Consider the following 14,752-nt stretch of genomic DNA (forward strand, 5'->3'; position numbering starts at 1 on the left):
ACCTGTGTACTTTCGCTTGATTCTTCCGTCGTACGGCAGGCGCACGACAGGAGAAGATGACGGATGAACGGTGCCCGTTGTCACTTTTTGAGACACCTTTTGTTCACATTTTATGATTACACATTGAAACAAACAAAGGATTTTGTTGCTTTGGGGCAAGAACGGGCTGGGCTGGCTCCGGCGAGATGCAAGTTCCCAGGGTCTTAACCGGTCACAAAAGTCGCGATGTGTATGGAATTGCCGAGTACTCAGCCAACGATGGCGATACCCTTGATCTGCGCAAACACGGGCTGCCCGGGCTGCAGCTGCAATGCGTGCAGCGAGCGCTGTGTAACGCGAGCCAGAAGACGGGCTTGCCCTGCCTGCAAGGCCACCATCCACTGACCGGGGCTGTCTTCCCGCACGTCCTGCACGGTGGCGGGCACGATGTTCAGGATGCTGCTGCTCTGCGGTGGTGTGAGCGCCAGACTCACGTCACGTGCCTGGATGCGCAGCTTGACGGTTTGGCCCGCAGGTGCGGGTATGGAGCTGACCAGCAACAACTCACCCCCCGAAAATGCCACCGTGGTGACATGGTCTGCCGCGTCGTGCAGAATCACGGTGCCCACCACCACGCTGGCAGCTGCGTCCCCCTGGGCCAAAGGCAAGTCCAGCCGGGTCATCAGCGCTTCGGTAGGGCCGCTGGCCACCACTTTTCCCGCCTGCAAAAGCACGATGTGTTCGGCCAGCCGCGCCACCTCGTCTGCGGCGTGGCTCACATATAGCACTGCAATATCGAGTGCGCGGTGCAACTTCTCAAGGTAGGGCAGTACCTCGGCCTTGCGCTGTGCATCCAGCGCCGCCAAGGGCTCGTCCATGAGCAACAGGCGTGGGCTGGTGGCCAGCGCGCGGGCAATGGCCACACGCTGGCGTTCGCCGCCGGACAAGGTGGCGGGCTTGCGCTGTAGCAGGCGTTCAATGCCCAGCAGGTCTACCAGCTGGTCCACGGCCACAGCACGGCGCGCGCTGGGCGTGCGTCGCAATCCGTATTGGATATTGCCCTGCACATCCAGGTGTTCAAAGAGCTGTGCGTCCTGAAACACATAGCCCAAGGTGCGTTCGTGGGTAGGGCGCCATGGATGTGCCTTTTGACCGCGGTTGCGCCTGTCGGGGCCCAGGCCGCCATCGTCCTGCCAGACCTCGCCATGCACGCTCACCCAGCCAGCAGGCGCACGTTCCAGCCCTGCGATGGCGCGCAGGCAGGTGGTCTTGCCGCAACCCGAGGGGCCAAACAGCGCGGTGACGCCGCGCCCTGGCAGCTGCAAATTCACATCCAGAGCAAAGTCCCGCCGCTGCAGTTGCAGGCGTATCTCGATCGGGGCGGTTGCAGGCGGAGTGTGTGGAGCTTCGCCAGAAGAAGGGAGTGAAGTGCGCGACATGTTCACGACACCATGGAGCCTTTGCGCCGCGTGAGGTTCAGGCCCAGCAGCACTACAAATGAGAACAGCACCATCACCCCGGCCAGCCAGTGGGCTTGCGTGTATTCCAGCGCTTCCACATGGTCATAGATCTGCACCGACACCACGCGGGTCACGCCGGGGATATTGCCTCCCAGCATGAGCACCACCCCAAACTCGCCCACCGTGTGGGCAAAGCTCAGGATGGCGGCCGTGATGAAGCCCGGGCGTGCCAAGGGCAGGGCCACGGTAAAGAACCGGTCCACCGGCCCGGCTCCCAATGTGGCCGCGGCCTCCAGAGGTTTGCGGCCCACAGATTCAAAAGCGTGCTGCAGGGGTTGCACGGCAAACGGCAAGGAATACACCAGCGAGCCCACCACCAGCCCCCAAAAAGTGAATGGCAAGGTGCCCAGGCCCAGCCATTGGGTGAACTGCCCCAGCGTACCGTTGGGGCCCATAGCCACCAGCAGGTAAAAACCGATGACGGTAGGGGGCAGCACCAGCGGCAAGGCCACGATGGCCGACACCACACCCCGCCAGCGTGAAGCCGTATGGGCCAGCCACCAGGCCAATGGCGTGCCAAGCACCAGCAGCAAGGCCATGGTGGTGGCCGCAAGGCGGAGCGTCAGGCCGATGGCTGCCAGATCGGCGGAGGTGAAAGGCATGGCGGGTGGTGGTTGCAGTTCTGCGCAGCTGACATCGAAACGGGAAATGAATCGTTGTGCCTGAGCAGGGCCGCAGGCTGTAGCGCAGGCTCAGAAACTATAGCCGTAGGCCTGGATGATGCTGCGGGCCTTGTCGCTGCGCAGGTACTGCAGCAATGCCTTGGCGGCAGCGCTGTCCTTGCCGGGGTTGAGCAGCACGGCGTCTTGTCGGATGGGGTCGTGCAGCGCCGCAGGCACCTGCCAGGAAGAGCCCTTGGGTATCTTTCCGTCCACCATGACCTGCGACAGCGCTACAAAGCCGAGCTGTGCGTTGCCACTGGCCACGAACTGGAAGGTTTGCGCAATATTTTCTCCTTGCACCAGACGTGGCTGAACCGACGCCGTAGCCCCCAGCTTTTCCAGTACCTGGCTAGCGGCCAGCCCATAGGGGGCCAGTTTGGGGTTGGCAATAGCCAGGTGCTTGAAGTCCCCCGTCTGGATCACCTTGCCTTGCGCATCCACATAGCCGGGTTGTGCACTCCAAAGCACCAAGGTGCCAACGGCATAGGTGAACCGCGTTCCTGCAACGGCCTTGCCTTCCGTGTCCAGTCTGGCGGGGGTGGTGTCATCTGCAGCCAGCAAGATCTGGAACGGCGCACCGTGGGTGATCTGCGCATAGAACTTGCCCGTGGCACCGAAGGACAGCTCGGCCTTGTGGCCGGTATCGGCCTCGAAGGCCGCCGCAATCTTCTGCATGGGGGCGGTGAAGTTCGCTGCGACCGCCACCGAAACCTGCTCAGCCTGCGCCGCTGTGCAGGCCAGCAGGGCAACACAAGCCGCGCAGAGCGTGCGCAGGGTGATGCGGTGAAAGCGGGAAGAGCGGAGGAGGGAGAAGTCCATGGCTTCGTGGTTTTCGCTATTCATTGAGGGAATAGCGCTGAGTATAGATACTTCGGCGAGGTGTCGACGCCCGGTGGCACTGAAGCCCTGCAACCCGTGAAATACTCAGCCCCGCCTTTCAAGTCCCCATTCCTGTGACCGATGCCTGAAAACCTTTCCCTCTCCAGTGCCCTGGGCCACGCAATGACCGACAAGCGCATCGATATCCTGCGGCAGATCGGTGCGGGCGGTTCCATTTCGCAAGCTGCCCGTGTGGTAGGGGTCAGCTACAAGGCTGCGTGGCAGGCGGTAGACACTTTGACCAATCTGGCTGGCACGCCCCTGGTGGCGCGTGCAGTGGGAGGGGCAGGGGGCGGCGGCGCCGAGTTGACGGCTGCAGGGCATGAGCTTTTGGCCGCAGCAGACGCCATGGCGCAGGCCCGCACTGCGGTGCTGGCGCGCTGGCAAAGCCACCCGCAGGCAGGCGCGGCGGCTGCGCGGCTGGCGGTACGCACCAGCATGCGCAACCAGTGGCCCTGCGTGGTTCAGGGTTTGCAGATTTCCGGGCAGATTGCGCTGGTGGATCTGGTCTTGTCGGGCACCGGGGCGGTGCTCCCGCCACCTGCGGAGCCTGCGCTGGATGGCAGCAGCCAAGCGGTGCCGCCACTGATCCGGTCGCGCATTACGCGTGAAAGTGCAGAACTGCTGGGCCTGGCCCCCGGCCTGGCTGTGCAGGCCCTGTGCAAGGCCACGGCCGTGCGGGTGGAGCGCGCATCTGCCCCCGCAGCCTCCATGCCCTTGGCCGCAGTGTCGGCGGGGGCTTTCAGGCTGTCTGCCAAGGCTGTGCGGGTGAGCCTCGGAGCGCTGGGAGACGAAGTGGCTGGGCAGTTGCCCTCAGGCCTGCAGGCGGTAGGGTTTGCCGCACCAGGAAGCGGCCTGAGAGCAGGCAGCCGCGTGACACTGGTAGTGGATGACACCGCAGTCGTGCTGGCGATGACGGGTGAATGACATCCCGGGCGGATGAGTGGACTTGCAGTTTGCTCATCTTTTGATAGCTGCCTGCGCTTGCTCCATAAGCGCAAGGGGCGAAAATGGATCAAAGTCAGTCGATTTTGCGCTTCGCAGCGCCCAGCTTGCGGTACACCGTGGCGCGGCTGATGCCCAGGGCGCGGGCGGCTTCTGCGACATTGCCCTTTGCATCCGTCACTGCCTTACGGATCATGGCTGCCTCAGCCGCCCGCAATGGCGCTGTTGTTGGATAGGTGGGCAGACCGGGGCTCTGCCGCACTGAGCTGGTGGTCGCGTCTGATTCGGCTCTGCCAAAGCCATGGGGGACCTCACGAAAGACCGCCTTGCTGGATGACCAAGACCCCTTGCGCGCCATGCCATGCAGGCGCAGACCGGACCACAGGGGCAGGTCCAGCGGCGCAGTGTGCTGGCGTGCTGCTGCATCAAACAGCTGGGGCCAGGGGCAGGCCAGCAGTTCGCTGCAGTGCCGCTGCGCGCTGGCATGCAATGGTTGCGGTATCAATTGGCGGGCGGCAGTGTTGCAACCCACGATATGACCTTCGGCGTCCAGCAGCATCAGGCCATCAGCGTCGCTGCCCAACATGCAGCCGGGCCAGTTCAGCCGAAGCAGCAGCACGTGGGGTGTGGCCAGCAGCAGGGCGTCTTCCACGGCGCGTGCGCTGTGGGCGACCAGGTGGCTCAACTCGGGGCGTTCGGGCACGTCAATGCCCGTCAGGTCCAGCATGCCCATGCAGTGACCCTGGGGGTCAAACAGGGGCGCACCTGCGCAGCTGTAGCTGCTGTTGTCGTCAAAAAAGTGCTCGCCCCGGTGCAGCCACACCGGTTGCAACTCTGCCAGGGCTGCGCCGATGGCCGTGGTGCCCACGGCCGCTTCTGACAGGTCTACACCGATGCGGCCAATGGCCGTGGCGCGGGGATCTTGCCGGTCCAGTGTGCCCAGCACGTCTACCACCACGCCGTGGGCATCGGTCAGCAAGGCGAAGTAGCGCATACCGCCAATGGCGCGGGCTAGTTGCTCCAGCACCGGTCTTGCAGCAGTCACCAGGCGGTGGCTTTGGTCGCGGGAACGGTTTTGTGCCGCAGCGCTGACCTGTTCAAACACTACACGCCGCGCAGGTTGCATGCCCTGCGCCAGACACCTCTGCCACGAGCGGGTGATCCACGGTGCCACCTCTGTGCCGGTCTGGGGGCCGCCGTGCAGCACAGCGGTACGGGCCTGAGCTATCAGGGCATGGCGGCGATCCGGGCTGAGGGTGGCAACGGTGGGGGTGAGGGCAGCGGCACTGAGCATGGCGTGAAGTCCTCCGGCGTGTGCATGGTGCACAGGTGTGCAGTGCAGCATGTTTCATTTTGAGAATATCCCGCGCAGCGCCGAGCGTTTTCAGGGTTGTCCCTAGGGAGGGTGGTGCGGGTGCGTCTCAAGATGCTCGCTGCGAATCCAGCCATCACCATTACAGGAGACAGCGAGATGCAAGTGCAGTTCACCGTCAATGGCCGCGCGGCCAGTATTGACGTCCCCCCCAATACCCTGCTGGTCCATGCGCTGCGGGAGCACCTGCAGCTCACGGGCACCCATGTGGGTTGCGACACCAGCCAGTGCGGTGCGTGCACCGTGCACGTCAACGGCCGCGCCGTCAAATCCTGCGCCATGCTGGCTGTGCAGGCCCAAGGGGCCGAGGTGACCACTATCGAGGGCATGGCCGCGCCCGACGGCACCATGCACCCCATGCAGGCGGCTTTCAAGGAATGTCACGGCCTGCAGTGCGGCTTCTGTACCCCCGGCATGGTGATGAGCGCGGTGGACCTGTGCAAGAGCCACCCCAACGCCAGCGAGGGTGAGATCCGTGAGCTGCTGGAGGGCAACATCTGCCGTTGCACGGGCTACCAGAACATCGTGCGCGCAGTGCAGGTCGGCCAGAAGGCCATGGCTTAACCAGAAAAGAGGAGAACGACCATGGGTGCATCCGACTTTTCCAAACTGCCGCACATTGGCGAGGCCTTGAAGCGCAAGGAAGACTATCGCTTCCTGACCGGTGCAGGCCAGTACACCGACGATGTGGTGCTGGCCGCGCAATGCCATGCGGTGTTCGTGCGCTCGCCGCACGCCCACGCCAAGATCAACAGCATCAACGTGGATGCGGCCAAGGCCGCGCCCGGCGTGCTGGGCGTTTTCACGGGGGCCGACGTAGCGGCCGACAACATCAACGGCTTGCCCTGCGGCTGGCTCATCACCAGCACCAACGGCGAGCCCATGAAGGAGCCGCCACACCCCATCCTGGCCCAGGGCAAGGTGCGCTATGTGGGCGACCATGTGGCCATGGTGGTGGCGCACACCCAGCAGCAGGCGCGCGATGCGGCTGAGTTGGTGGAGGTGGACTACGACGTGCTGCCCGCCGTGGTGGCCGTGGGCGACGCCGCAGCCGGTGCCGTGCCCGGCGCGGTGGTGCACGACATTGCGCCGGACAACCATTGCTTCAAATGGGCGATTGGCGACAAGGGCGCGGTGGATGCCGCCTTTGCCAACGCAGCGCATGTCACCAAGCTCGATCTGGTCAACAACCGCCTGGTCCCCAATGCCATGGAGCCACGCGCGGCCATCGGCAGCTACAACCGCGCCAGCGACGAATACACGCTGTACGTCAGCAACCAGAACCCGCACGTTGAGCGGCTGTTGATGACGGCCTTTGTGATGGGCTTGCCCGAGCACAAGGTGCGCGTTATTGCGCCCGATGTGGGCGGTGGCTTCGGCTCCAAGATTTATCTGTACGCCGAAGACGTGTGCCTGACCTGGGCGGCCAAAAAGCTCAACCGTAACATCAAGTGGGTGGCCGACCGCAGCGAGGCGTTCCTCTCCGACGCGCATGGCCGCGACCATGTGAGCCATGCCGAAATGGCCATGGACAAGGACGGCAAATTCCTGGCCATGCGCGTGCACACCGACGCCAACTTGGGTGCCTACCTCAGCACCTTTGCCAGCGCCGTGCCCACCATCCTCTACGCCACGCTGCTCGCTGGCCAGTACACCACGCCCCAGGTCTATGTGGAGGTGGATTCGTGGTTCACCAACACCGCGCCCGTCGATGCTTACCGGGGCGCGGGCCGGCCCGAGGCCACGTATTTGCTGGAGCGGCTGGTGACCCGCTGCGGGTGGGAAATGGGCCTTTCGCAAGACGAAATCCGCAAGCGCAACTTCATCACCAGTTGGCCCTACCAGACGCCGGTGGCCTTGCAGTACGACATTGGCGACTACCACGCCTGCATGACGCAGGCGCAGCAACTGGCCGATGTGGCGGGCTTTGCCGCACGCAAGGCGGCCAGCGAAGCCAAGGGGTTGCTGCGCGGCATGGGCTACAGCAGCTACATCGAGGCCTGCGGCATTGCGCCTTCCAACATCGCCGGTGCATTGGGCGCACGGGCGGGCCTGTTTGAATGCGGCGAGGTGCGCGTGCACCCCACGGGCAGCGTGACGGTGTTTACCGGCTCGCACAGCCATGGCCAGGGGCATGAGACCACGTTTGCACAGGTGGTGGCGGCGCGCCTGGGCATCCCGGTCGAAAACGTGGACATCGTGCACGGCGATACGGGCCGCGTGCCGTTTGGCATGGGAACGTATGGCTCGCGCTCCATCAGCGTTGGCGGCGCCGCCATCATGAAGGCGCTGGACAAGATCGAGGCCAAGGCCAAGAAGATTGCCGCGCACCTGATGGAGGCCAGCGACGCCGACATCGACTTTGCCAATGGCGAATTCACCGTGCGGGGCACGGACAAGAAGATCCCGTTTGGCCAGGTGGCGCTCACGGCCTATGTGCCGCACAACTACCCGCTGGACAAGCTGGAGCCGGGTTTGAACGAAACCGCCTTCTACGACCCGACCAACTTCACCTTCCCTGCGGGCACCTACATCTGCGAGGTGGAGATCGACCCGCAGACAGGCGTGACCCGCGTGGACAAGTTCACGGCCGTGGACGACTTCGGCACCATCATCAATCCCATGATCGTGGAGGGCCAGGTGCATGGCGGGCTGGTGCAAGGCATTGGCCAGGCGCTGCTGGAAAACTGTGTGTACGACCGCGAGACCGGCCAGCTGCTCACCGGCAGCTTCATGGACTACGCCATGCCCCGCGCCGATGACTTCCCCGAGTTCAAGCTCGGCCATGTCTGCACGCCCTGCACCCACAACCCGTTGGGCACCAAGGGCTGCGGCGAGGCCGGGGCCATTGGTTCCCCCCCTGCGGTGATCAACGCCGTGCTCGATGCTCTGCGCCCCCTGGGCGTGAAGGACTTCGACATGCCCGCATCGCCCCACCGTGTTTGGGAAGCCATTCAAAGCGCAAAGGCATAAGGAGATTCGACCATGTACGCATTCACCTTTGAAGCGCCTTCTTCCACCGCTGCCGCCGCGCAGCTCATTGCCCAGGGCGGCAAGCTGCTGGCCGGTGGGCAAAGCCTGCTGCCTTCCATGCGCCTGCGCCTGGCCAACCCGGAGAAGATCGTTGATCTGAACAGTATCCCTGAGCTGGCTGGCATTCGCCGCGAGGGTAACGCCATCGTCATCGGCGCCATGACGCGCCACGCCGATGTGGCTGCCAGCAGCGAGGTGAAGGCCGCCATCCCGGCCCTGGCCGACTTGGCCGCTGGCATTGGCGACCGGCAGGTGCGCGCACGCGGCACGCTGGGGGGCTCCGTGGCCAACAACGACCCCGCTGCCTGCTACCCCAGCGCGGTGCTGGGCCTGGGGGCCACGGTCATCACCAACCGGCGCGAGATTGCGGCGGACGACTTTTTCGTGGGCATGTACACCACGGCGCTGGATGAGGGCGAGATCATCACCGCCGTGCGCTTCCCCATCCCCAAGCGCGCCGCGTACATGAAGTTCAAGCAGCCTGCCTCGCGCTTCTCGCTGGTGGGGGTGTTTGTGGCGCAGTTCGATACGGGTGTGCGCGTGGCCGTGACGGGGGCTTCAAGCTGCGTGTTCCGCCACGCGGGGCTGGAGGCGGCGCTGTCGGGCAGCTTCACACCCCAGGCCGCCGCAGCGGTGGCGATTGACGCCAGTGACCTGAACGCTGACCTGCATGCCAGCGCGGCCTACCGGGCCAACCTCATCAGCGTGCAGACCCAGCGCGCGGTTGCGAAGATGACGGGTGCCTGAGACGGTGCGGCGCTCAGTCGTTGTTCAGGCAGCGGCGGGGCGCCCGTGCCGCGCTTGTGTCTGGCCGCCCCATCTGCATGCGGTGGGGTGACAAGGTTTGAATCAAATGTGCCTCTAGCGCTTATCCATCAAGCGCAAGCAGCTATCAAAAGTGAAGCAATCAAGCATGAATGCCTTGGCCTCTGTCGATGCCCTGATGCAGGCGCTGCGGGACGAGGGCTACCTCGCAGACCGGCGGCTGGCCACCGCTGTGTTTCTTGCGCTGCAGTTGCAGCGGCCGCTGCTCCTGGAGGGGGAGCCGGGCGTGGGCAAGACGGCCCTGGCGCAGGCACTGGCCCGCGCGTTGCAGCGGGTGCTGATTCGCCTGCAGTGTTACGACGGCATGGAGCAGCGCGAGGCGCTGTACGAATGGAATTACGCCGCGCAGCTTTTGCACCTGCGTGCCGCTGAAGCCCAGGGCCGCGCTGCCGACATGGGCGCCGCAGAGCGAGAGGTGTACCAAGATCGCTACCTTATCCGCCGCCCGTTGCTGCAGGCACTGCAGGCGCCTGCGCCGGGCGCCGTGCTGCTGATCGACGAGGTGGACCGCGCCGATGAGCCGTTCGAAGCCTTTTTGCTGGAGTACCTGGGCGAGTACCAGGTCAGCATTCCCGAGATCGGCACCGTGCAGGCGGCTGTGACGCCCGTGACCATCCTCACCAGCAACCGCACGCGCGACCTGCACGACGCGGTGAAGCGCCGCTGCCTGTACCACTGGCTGGACTACCCCGAGCGTGAGCGTGAGCTGGCCATTGTCCGCGCCCAGGTGCCCGGTGCCAGCGATGCGCTGGCCCAGCAGGTAGCGCTGTTTGTGTCGCGCCTGCGCAGCCAGCCGTTTGCCGACGCCTTCCAGCGCGCCCCTGGCATTGCCGAGAGCGTGGAATGGGCCAAGGCCCTGGTGGCATTGGACACCTTGGTGGTGGACCCCGAGGTGGTGAGTGACACCGCGGGCATCTTGTTCAAGCAGCGCGAAGACGTGGCCGCGTTGACCGCCGCGCTGGCGTCTGAGTTGCTGCAGCCAGAGCCGGAGGCTTCATGATTGGGGCAGGGGCCTCTCCTGCTGCTGCAGCCTCTACCGGTGGGGCGCGCACGACCGCCTCGCAACTGGGTGACGCGCGCAGCGGCAAGCTGGCGGACAACCTTACCGGCTTTGGCCGCGCCCTGCGCCGCTCGGGGGTGCCGGTCGATGCCGCCCGCATGGCGCTGGCCCAGCAAGCCTTGTTGCTGGTGGGCATGGCCCGGCAGGACATGGCGGCCGCGCTGGAGGCCGTGCTCATCAGCCGCGAGCAGGACCGTCAGGTGTTTCGCGAACTGTTTGCGGCGTACTTCCGCAACCCCGATGTGGCGCAGAAGCTGCTGGCGCAGATGCTGCCCACCGCCCCTGAAAAATCGAAAGGTACCCCCCGCCGCCAGCGTGTGGCCGATGCGCTGGCGCCTTTGCGCGCCGCACGGCAGCAGCACGCCAGCACGCAAGAGCAAAAGATCGAATTCGACGCCGCCATGACGGCGAGTGACCAGCAACGCCTGCGCCGGGCAGATTTCAACCAGCTCTCTGCCGGTGAATACCAGCTGGTGCAGCGCCTGGTGCGCGAGGTGGCCTTGCCCCTGCCGCGCTACGCATCACGCCGCACCTGCCCCGGCAACCGCGGCAGCCGCCCGCATTGGGCCGCCGCCATGCGCCGCGCTGCACGTACGGGCGGCGAGATGCTGGAGCTGCCACGCCTGGCGCGGCGCGACCAGCCCGTGCCCCTGCTGGTGCTGGTGGATGTGTCGGGATCGATGGAGCGCTATGCACGCCTGCTGCTCACGTTCCTGCACGCCGCCACGGCGCCGGGGCAGGGTGCTGCGCGGAGTGTCGGGCGGCGCGATGTGTTCGCGTTTGGCACGGGGCTTACCGACCTGACCCCTGCCTTCCGCCACGCCGATGGCGACGCCATGCTGGCCCATGCCAGTGCTGCCATCACCGACTTTGCAGGCGGCACCCGGTTGGGTGAGGCGTTGCACCAGCTGCGCCTGCAGCATGCGCGCCGTTTGGTGGGCCGACGCACGCTGGTGCTGCTCATCAGCGATGGGCTGGACACCGGAGAGCCCGCCGTGCTGCTGCAGGAACTGGGCTGGCTGCGCCGCCACTGCGGGCAGCTGCTGTGGCTCAACCCCCTGCTGCGCTACGAAGGCTACCGCCCCACTGCGCGTGGTGCGGAGGTGCTGCATCGCCATGCTCACGGCATGCTGGCGGTGCACAACCTGGAGAGCCTGCAGCAACTGGCGCACAGCATTGCGCAGGTGTTGCAGTCGCAGCGCCGTTAGGTGGCTGCAACCGTCTGGCGAACTTTTGGCGAATGGCTCCCCATCCAAGAGGCAGCGATTTTTGAACACTGACTGAACGAAGGACCCCACCATGGAAATGCAAGCCAGCCGCACCCTGGCCGTGACCCAGCAGCAAGCCTGGGATGCCTTGAATGACCCCGAGGTTCTCAAACTATGCATCCCCGGCTGCGACAAGGTGGAAGCCAGCGGCGAGAATCAGTACGCCGTGGCCATGGCTCTCAAGATTGGGCCGGTGTCAGCCAAATTTGCGGGCAAGATCACCTTGGCCGACATCGTTGCTCCCGAGAGCTACACCATCGCATTTGATGGATCGGGTGGTGTGGCAGGTTTTGGCAAAGGCAATGCGAAAGTCTTGCTGGTGCCCGTGCCCGCCGCTGCGGGCCAGCCCGAGGGTTGCGAGTTGCAATACACCGTTCACGCCACCGTGGGCGGCAAGATTGCCCAGTTGGGCCAGCGGTTGATTGACGGTGCCGCCAAGACCATGGCGGAAGATTTTTTCAAGCGATTTGACGACGAGATGCAGCGCCGCTACCCCCGGGATGCCGGAGATACAGAGATTCAGGACACCTCGGCACAAGATACCGTGATGTTTGATGCCCCCACCCAGCCTGATGTGCTGCCCGCTGCGGCTGAGCCCGAGGCATCCGGCGGCCTGCCCGTATGGGCTTGGGCTGCGCTGGGGGCTGTAGCCCTGGCGCTGCTGGCCTGGTGGATGAAATAGACAAAGGAGCTGAGGTATCTCCATGGAAAACCTGGATGTGATGGTGCTGCGCATCCTGCTGGCCTGGCGCAAGGCGGGCCAGCGTGCCTTGCTGGCTACGGTGGTGCGCACCTGGGGCTCATCGCCCCGGCCTGTGGGCTCCATCATGGCGTTGTGTGAGACGGGGGCTGTGGTGGGCTCGGTGTCAGGGGGGTGCATTGAGGACGATCTCATCGACCGCCATACCCGTGCCTATGCCGGGGCAGCGGGTGCTGACCGAGGCATGGGCCATGCCATCCCGAGTGGCCCCCCCGCGTTCGTGAAATATGGTGTGACGGCAGACGAGGCCCATCGCTTTGGCCTGCCCTGCGGTGGCACGCTGGAGCTGCTGCTGGAGTACGACCCTGACCCAGACTCGCTGGAGCAGCTCCTGGAACAATTGGCCCAGGGTCTATTGGTGCAACGCACCGTGCAACTGGCCGACGGTGCAGTGAGCCTTCAACCAGCTTCTTCACCGACCGAATTGTGGGTGGATGCGCAGCGATTGACGAACACCTTTGGCCCTGAGTACCGCATGCTCCTGATTGGCGCAGGGCAACTGGCAGAGTATCTGGCCACCATGGCTTTGTTCAACGGCTTTGCCGTGACGGTGTGCGATCCGCGCGAGGAATATGTAGGCAGCTGGAACGTGCCTGGGGCCCGGCTGGTGAAAGAGATGCCGGATGATGTGGTGACTGCTTTCAAGCCGGATCGACGCAGCTGCGTCGTAGCGCTGACGCATGACCCCAAACTGGATGACCTTGCCCTGCTCGAGGCGCTTCAGTCTGAAGCGTTTTACATCGGCGGTATCGGATCGCGACGCAATAACGAGGCCCGCCGCGCCCGCATGATGGAGCACTTTGACCAAACAGAGGAATCCCTTGCCCGCTTGCGGGGGCCCATCGGCATCTACATCGGCAGCAAGACTCCTCCAGAGATCGCTGTGAGCGTGATGGCGGAAATTCTTGCGGTCAAGAATGGTGTGACCTTGCCCCGCGACATGGCCGTGGCCGAGGCCAAGAATGTGCGCGAGGTGCTGCACAACGACCCGGGTGCGCTGGTCTGCGGTATCCGCTGAAGCGGCGGGTTCGCTGGTGGTGCTGGCCGTTCTCTGAGCAGGTTCTTGGAGCGGCTCACACAACCCAGCGAAGCGGCCCTGGCCAGGCGTTCCGCCGCAGGCAGTACATCAGGTACGACAAGACGGGACAACGACCCAGAGGGGGTGTTAGCCGTCTTAGTCTTAGTGAGTGGTTTGCCTCAGGCGCACCTGTTCTTTGACATGCCGGAGAAGGCCTGAACAGGCGTCTTCCACCAGGTCCAGAACCTGCTCAAAACCCGCCGCACCTCCGTAGTACGGGTCAGGTACGACGGGGCTGTCGAACTGCAGGCAGAACTCCGTCAGGCGCCTGACTTTGGCTTCATGGCCCGGCAGGCACAGGTCTTGTGCCAGCGCAAGGTTGTCCCAGTCCATGGCCAGAATCAGGTCATGGCGCTCAAAGTCTTCGGCCAACATCTGCCTGGCACGCAGGTCAGCCAGGTCATAACCGCGCTGTGCGGCGTGGCGTTGAGAACGGCTGTCTGGCGGTTCGCCGGGGTGGTAGTTGTGTGTGCCAGCCGAGTCCACCACGACCCAGTGCTGCAAGCCTGCTTGCACCACCATGTGCCTGAAGACACCATGTGCCGTGGGGCTGCGGCAGATGTTGCCCATGCAGACAAACAGCACTCGAAAGGGTGACGCGGCCGTCAATGCAGTCTCGCTCATGACGTCATCACCACCGGGCCTCCTTTGGCAATGCCGCGCTGGTAAGCAGGGCGTGCCTGCATGCGCTCAAGGTAGGCCTGCAGGTGAGGGCGGGGTGTGCCTTTCCGGGCTCGAGAGAGGGCGGCTTCCACGGCAAAGCTCATCTGAAAATCTGCCATGGTGAGGTGCTGCCCGGCAAACCAGGTGTTCTGAGCGAGGTGCTGGTCCATGAACTCCAGCGCAGTATCCACATTGGGATCAATCAGCTTTTGCTGCACCGTGCCACACAGCGCCCGGGCGATGGGGCGCACAAAAAAAGGCATGGGCTGCTGGGGAATGCTCATGAAGACCAGTTTCATCACCAGCCAGTTCATCAGAGAACCCTCGGCGTAGTGCATCCAGAACCGGCACTGGCGGTGTTCTTGCGTTCCGGCAGCGGGTTGCAGATGGGCCAGATCGCCACCAGCGTTCTGGCCGTAGGTTTCTACAAGGTACTCGATGATGGCCCCGGACTCTGCAATGACAGCGCCTGCATCTGTGATGACGGGCGATTTGCCAAGCGGGTGGATCTTCTTGAGTTCAGGGGGAGCCAGTCGCGTAGCCTTGTCGCGCTGGTAAATCTTGAGTTCGTAGGGCAAGCCCAGTTCTTCGAGCAGCCAGAGGATGCGCTGTGAGCGCGACGTTTCGAGGTGGTGGACGGTGATCATGGCGTGCAATTTGAACAGGTTGTGTCCTGCGTTGCACGCCGTTTGCAAATTTTCCAGCCGG

14 protein-coding genes are annotated in these 14,752 nt (G+C 64.4%); 8 read left to right on the forward strand and 6 right to left on the reverse strand.

Going from position 1 to position 14,752, the window contains the following annotated elements; translation table 11 throughout:
- Positions 1-248 precede the first annotated feature (248 nt).
- The 3 genes from modC to modA form a co-directional block, all read right to left on the reverse strand.
- Positions 249-1,418, reverse strand: coding sequence for a molybdenum ABC transporter ATP-binding protein (gene modC / locus AACH87_RS08630; RefSeq protein ID WP_338798373.1), 1,170 nt, complete (start codon positions 1,416-1,418; stop codon positions 249-251).
- 2 nt (positions 1,419-1,420) lie between these two features.
- Positions 1,421-2,101 (reverse strand): molybdate ABC transporter permease subunit, encoded by a 681-nt coding sequence (gene modB / locus AACH87_RS08635; protein ID WP_338798374.1) that lies wholly within the window; start codon positions 2,099-2,101, stop codon positions 1,421-1,423.
- Positions 2,102-2,191: 90 nt separating this feature from the next.
- On the reverse strand, positions 2,192-2,980 hold the full coding sequence (gene modA / locus AACH87_RS08640) for a molybdate ABC transporter substrate-binding protein (RefSeq protein WP_338798375.1): 789 nt from the start codon (positions 2,978-2,980) through the stop codon (positions 2,192-2,194).
- A gap of 141 nt (positions 2,981-3,121) precedes the next feature.
- Between modA and AACH87_RS08645 the strand changes: the two genes are divergently transcribed.
- On the forward strand, positions 3,122-3,967 hold the full coding sequence (locus AACH87_RS08645; protein ID WP_338798377.1) for a TOBE domain-containing protein: 846 nt from the start codon (positions 3,122-3,124) through the stop codon (positions 3,965-3,967).
- Between the two features lie 94 nt (positions 3,968-4,061).
- Here AACH87_RS08645 and AACH87_RS08650 read toward each other — a convergent pair whose 3' ends face one another.
- Positions 4,062-5,279 carry a helix-turn-helix domain-containing protein gene (locus AACH87_RS08650; protein ID WP_338798378.1) on the reverse strand — a complete coding sequence of 406 codons (1,218 nt, stop codon included), beginning with the start codon at positions 5,277-5,279 and terminating at the stop codon, positions 4,062-4,064.
- Positions 5,280-5,456: 177 nt separating this feature from the next.
- Between AACH87_RS08650 and AACH87_RS08655 the strand changes: the two genes are divergently transcribed.
- The 7 genes from AACH87_RS08655 (at position 5,457) to AACH87_RS08685 (ending at position 13,321) form a co-directional block, all read left to right on the forward strand.
- On the forward strand, positions 5,457-5,921 hold the full coding sequence (locus tag AACH87_RS08655) for a (2Fe-2S)-binding protein (protein ID WP_338798379.1): 465 nt from the start codon (positions 5,457-5,459) through the stop codon (positions 5,919-5,921).
- Positions 5,922-5,942: 21 nt separating this feature from the next.
- Positions 5,943-8,330, forward strand: a complete 2,388-nt coding sequence (locus tag AACH87_RS08660) for a xanthine dehydrogenase family protein molybdopterin-binding subunit (protein ID WP_338798380.1) — start codon at positions 5,943-5,945, stop codon at positions 8,328-8,330.
- A 12-nt stretch (positions 8,331-8,342) separates the two neighbouring features.
- A complete protein-coding gene (locus AACH87_RS08665) occupies positions 8,343-9,137 on the forward strand; it encodes a xanthine dehydrogenase family protein subunit M (RefSeq protein WP_338798381.1) in 795 nt (264 codons plus the stop codon).
- Between the two features lie 166 nt (positions 9,138-9,303).
- Complete coding sequence (locus AACH87_RS08670) at positions 9,304-10,215, forward strand: MoxR family ATPase (protein WP_338798382.1); 912 nt, start codon at positions 9,304-9,306, stop codon at positions 10,213-10,215.
- The gene (locus AACH87_RS08675) at positions 10,212-11,483 is read left to right on the forward strand and encodes a VWA domain-containing protein (RefSeq protein WP_338798383.1); all 1,272 of its coding nucleotides are present in this window, start codon (positions 10,212-10,214) and stop codon (positions 11,481-11,483) included. Before AACH87_RS08670 ends, AACH87_RS08675 begins: the two co-directional genes overlap by 4 nt.
- Before the next feature lie 91 nt (positions 11,484-11,574).
- Positions 11,575-12,225, forward strand: coding sequence for a carbon monoxide dehydrogenase subunit G (locus tag AACH87_RS08680; protein WP_338798384.1), 651 nt, complete (start codon positions 11,575-11,577; stop codon positions 12,223-12,225).
- Between the two features lie 22 nt (positions 12,226-12,247).
- Entirely contained in the window at positions 12,248-13,321 is a 1,074-nt protein-coding gene (locus AACH87_RS08685; protein ID WP_338798386.1) for an XdhC family protein, read from the forward strand.
- 162 nt (positions 13,322-13,483) lie between these two features.
- On the opposite strand, the gene AACH87_RS08690 is transcribed toward AACH87_RS08685, so the two are convergent.
- Positions 13,484-14,005, reverse strand: a complete 522-nt coding sequence (locus tag AACH87_RS08690) for a low molecular weight protein-tyrosine-phosphatase (RefSeq protein WP_338798387.1) — start codon at positions 14,003-14,005, stop codon at positions 13,484-13,486.
- Positions 14,002-14,691, reverse strand: coding sequence for a glutathione S-transferase (locus AACH87_RS08695; protein ID WP_338798388.1), 690 nt, complete (start codon positions 14,689-14,691; stop codon positions 14,002-14,004). Before AACH87_RS08695 ends, AACH87_RS08690 begins: the two co-directional genes overlap by 4 nt.
- Positions 14,692-14,752 lie beyond the last annotated feature (61 nt).

The sequence above is a fragment of the Acidovorax sp. DW039 genome (assembly GCF_037101375.1).
Lineage (GTDB): Bacteria > Pseudomonadota > Gammaproteobacteria > Burkholderiales > Burkholderiaceae_C > Acidovorax.

Bases quoted from the DNA above. Each gene is read 5' to 3' on its own strand.
- modA (WP_338798375.1), bottom strand. From the start codon at position 2,980: ATGGACTTCTCCCTCCTCCGCTCTTCCCGCTTTCACCGCATCACCCTG.
- AACH87_RS08675 (WP_338798383.1), top strand. From the start codon at position 10,212: ATGATTGGGGCAGGGGCCTCTCCTGCTGCTGCAGCCTCTACCGGTGGG.
- AACH87_RS08670 (WP_338798382.1), top strand. From the start codon at position 9,304: ATGAATGCCTTGGCCTCTGTCGATGCCCTGATGCAGGCGCTGCGGGAC.
- AACH87_RS08680 (WP_338798384.1), top strand. From the start codon at position 11,575: ATGGAAATGCAAGCCAGCCGCACCCTGGCCGTGACCCAGCAGCAAGCC.
- AACH87_RS08650 (WP_338798378.1), bottom strand. From the start codon at position 5,279: ATGCTCAGTGCCGCTGCCCTCACCCCCACCGTTGCCACCCTCAGCCCG.
- AACH87_RS08695 (WP_338798388.1), bottom strand. From the start codon at position 14,691: ATGATCACCGTCCACCACCTCGAAACGTCGCGCTCACAGCGCATCCTC.
- modB (WP_338798374.1), bottom strand. From the start codon at position 2,101: ATGCCTTTCACCTCCGCCGATCTGGCAGCCATCGGCCTGACGCTCCGC.
- AACH87_RS08665 (WP_338798381.1), top strand. From the start codon at position 8,343: ATGTACGCATTCACCTTTGAAGCGCCTTCTTCCACCGCTGCCGCCGCG.
- AACH87_RS08660 (WP_338798380.1), top strand. From the start codon at position 5,943: ATGGGTGCATCCGACTTTTCCAAACTGCCGCACATTGGCGAGGCCTTG.
- AACH87_RS08645 (WP_338798377.1), top strand. From the start codon at position 3,122: ATGCCTGAAAACCTTTCCCTCTCCAGTGCCCTGGGCCACGCAATGACC.
- AACH87_RS08655 (WP_338798379.1), top strand. From the start codon at position 5,457: ATGCAAGTGCAGTTCACCGTCAATGGCCGCGCGGCCAGTATTGACGTC.
- AACH87_RS08690 (WP_338798387.1), bottom strand. From the start codon at position 14,005: ATGAGCGAGACTGCATTGACGGCCGCGTCACCCTTTCGAGTGCTGTTT.
- modC (WP_338798373.1), bottom strand. From the start codon at position 1,418: ATGTCGCGCACTTCACTCCCTTCTTCTGGCGAAGCTCCACACACTCCG.
- AACH87_RS08685 (WP_338798386.1), top strand. From the start codon at position 12,248: ATGGAAAACCTGGATGTGATGGTGCTGCGCATCCTGCTGGCCTGGCGC.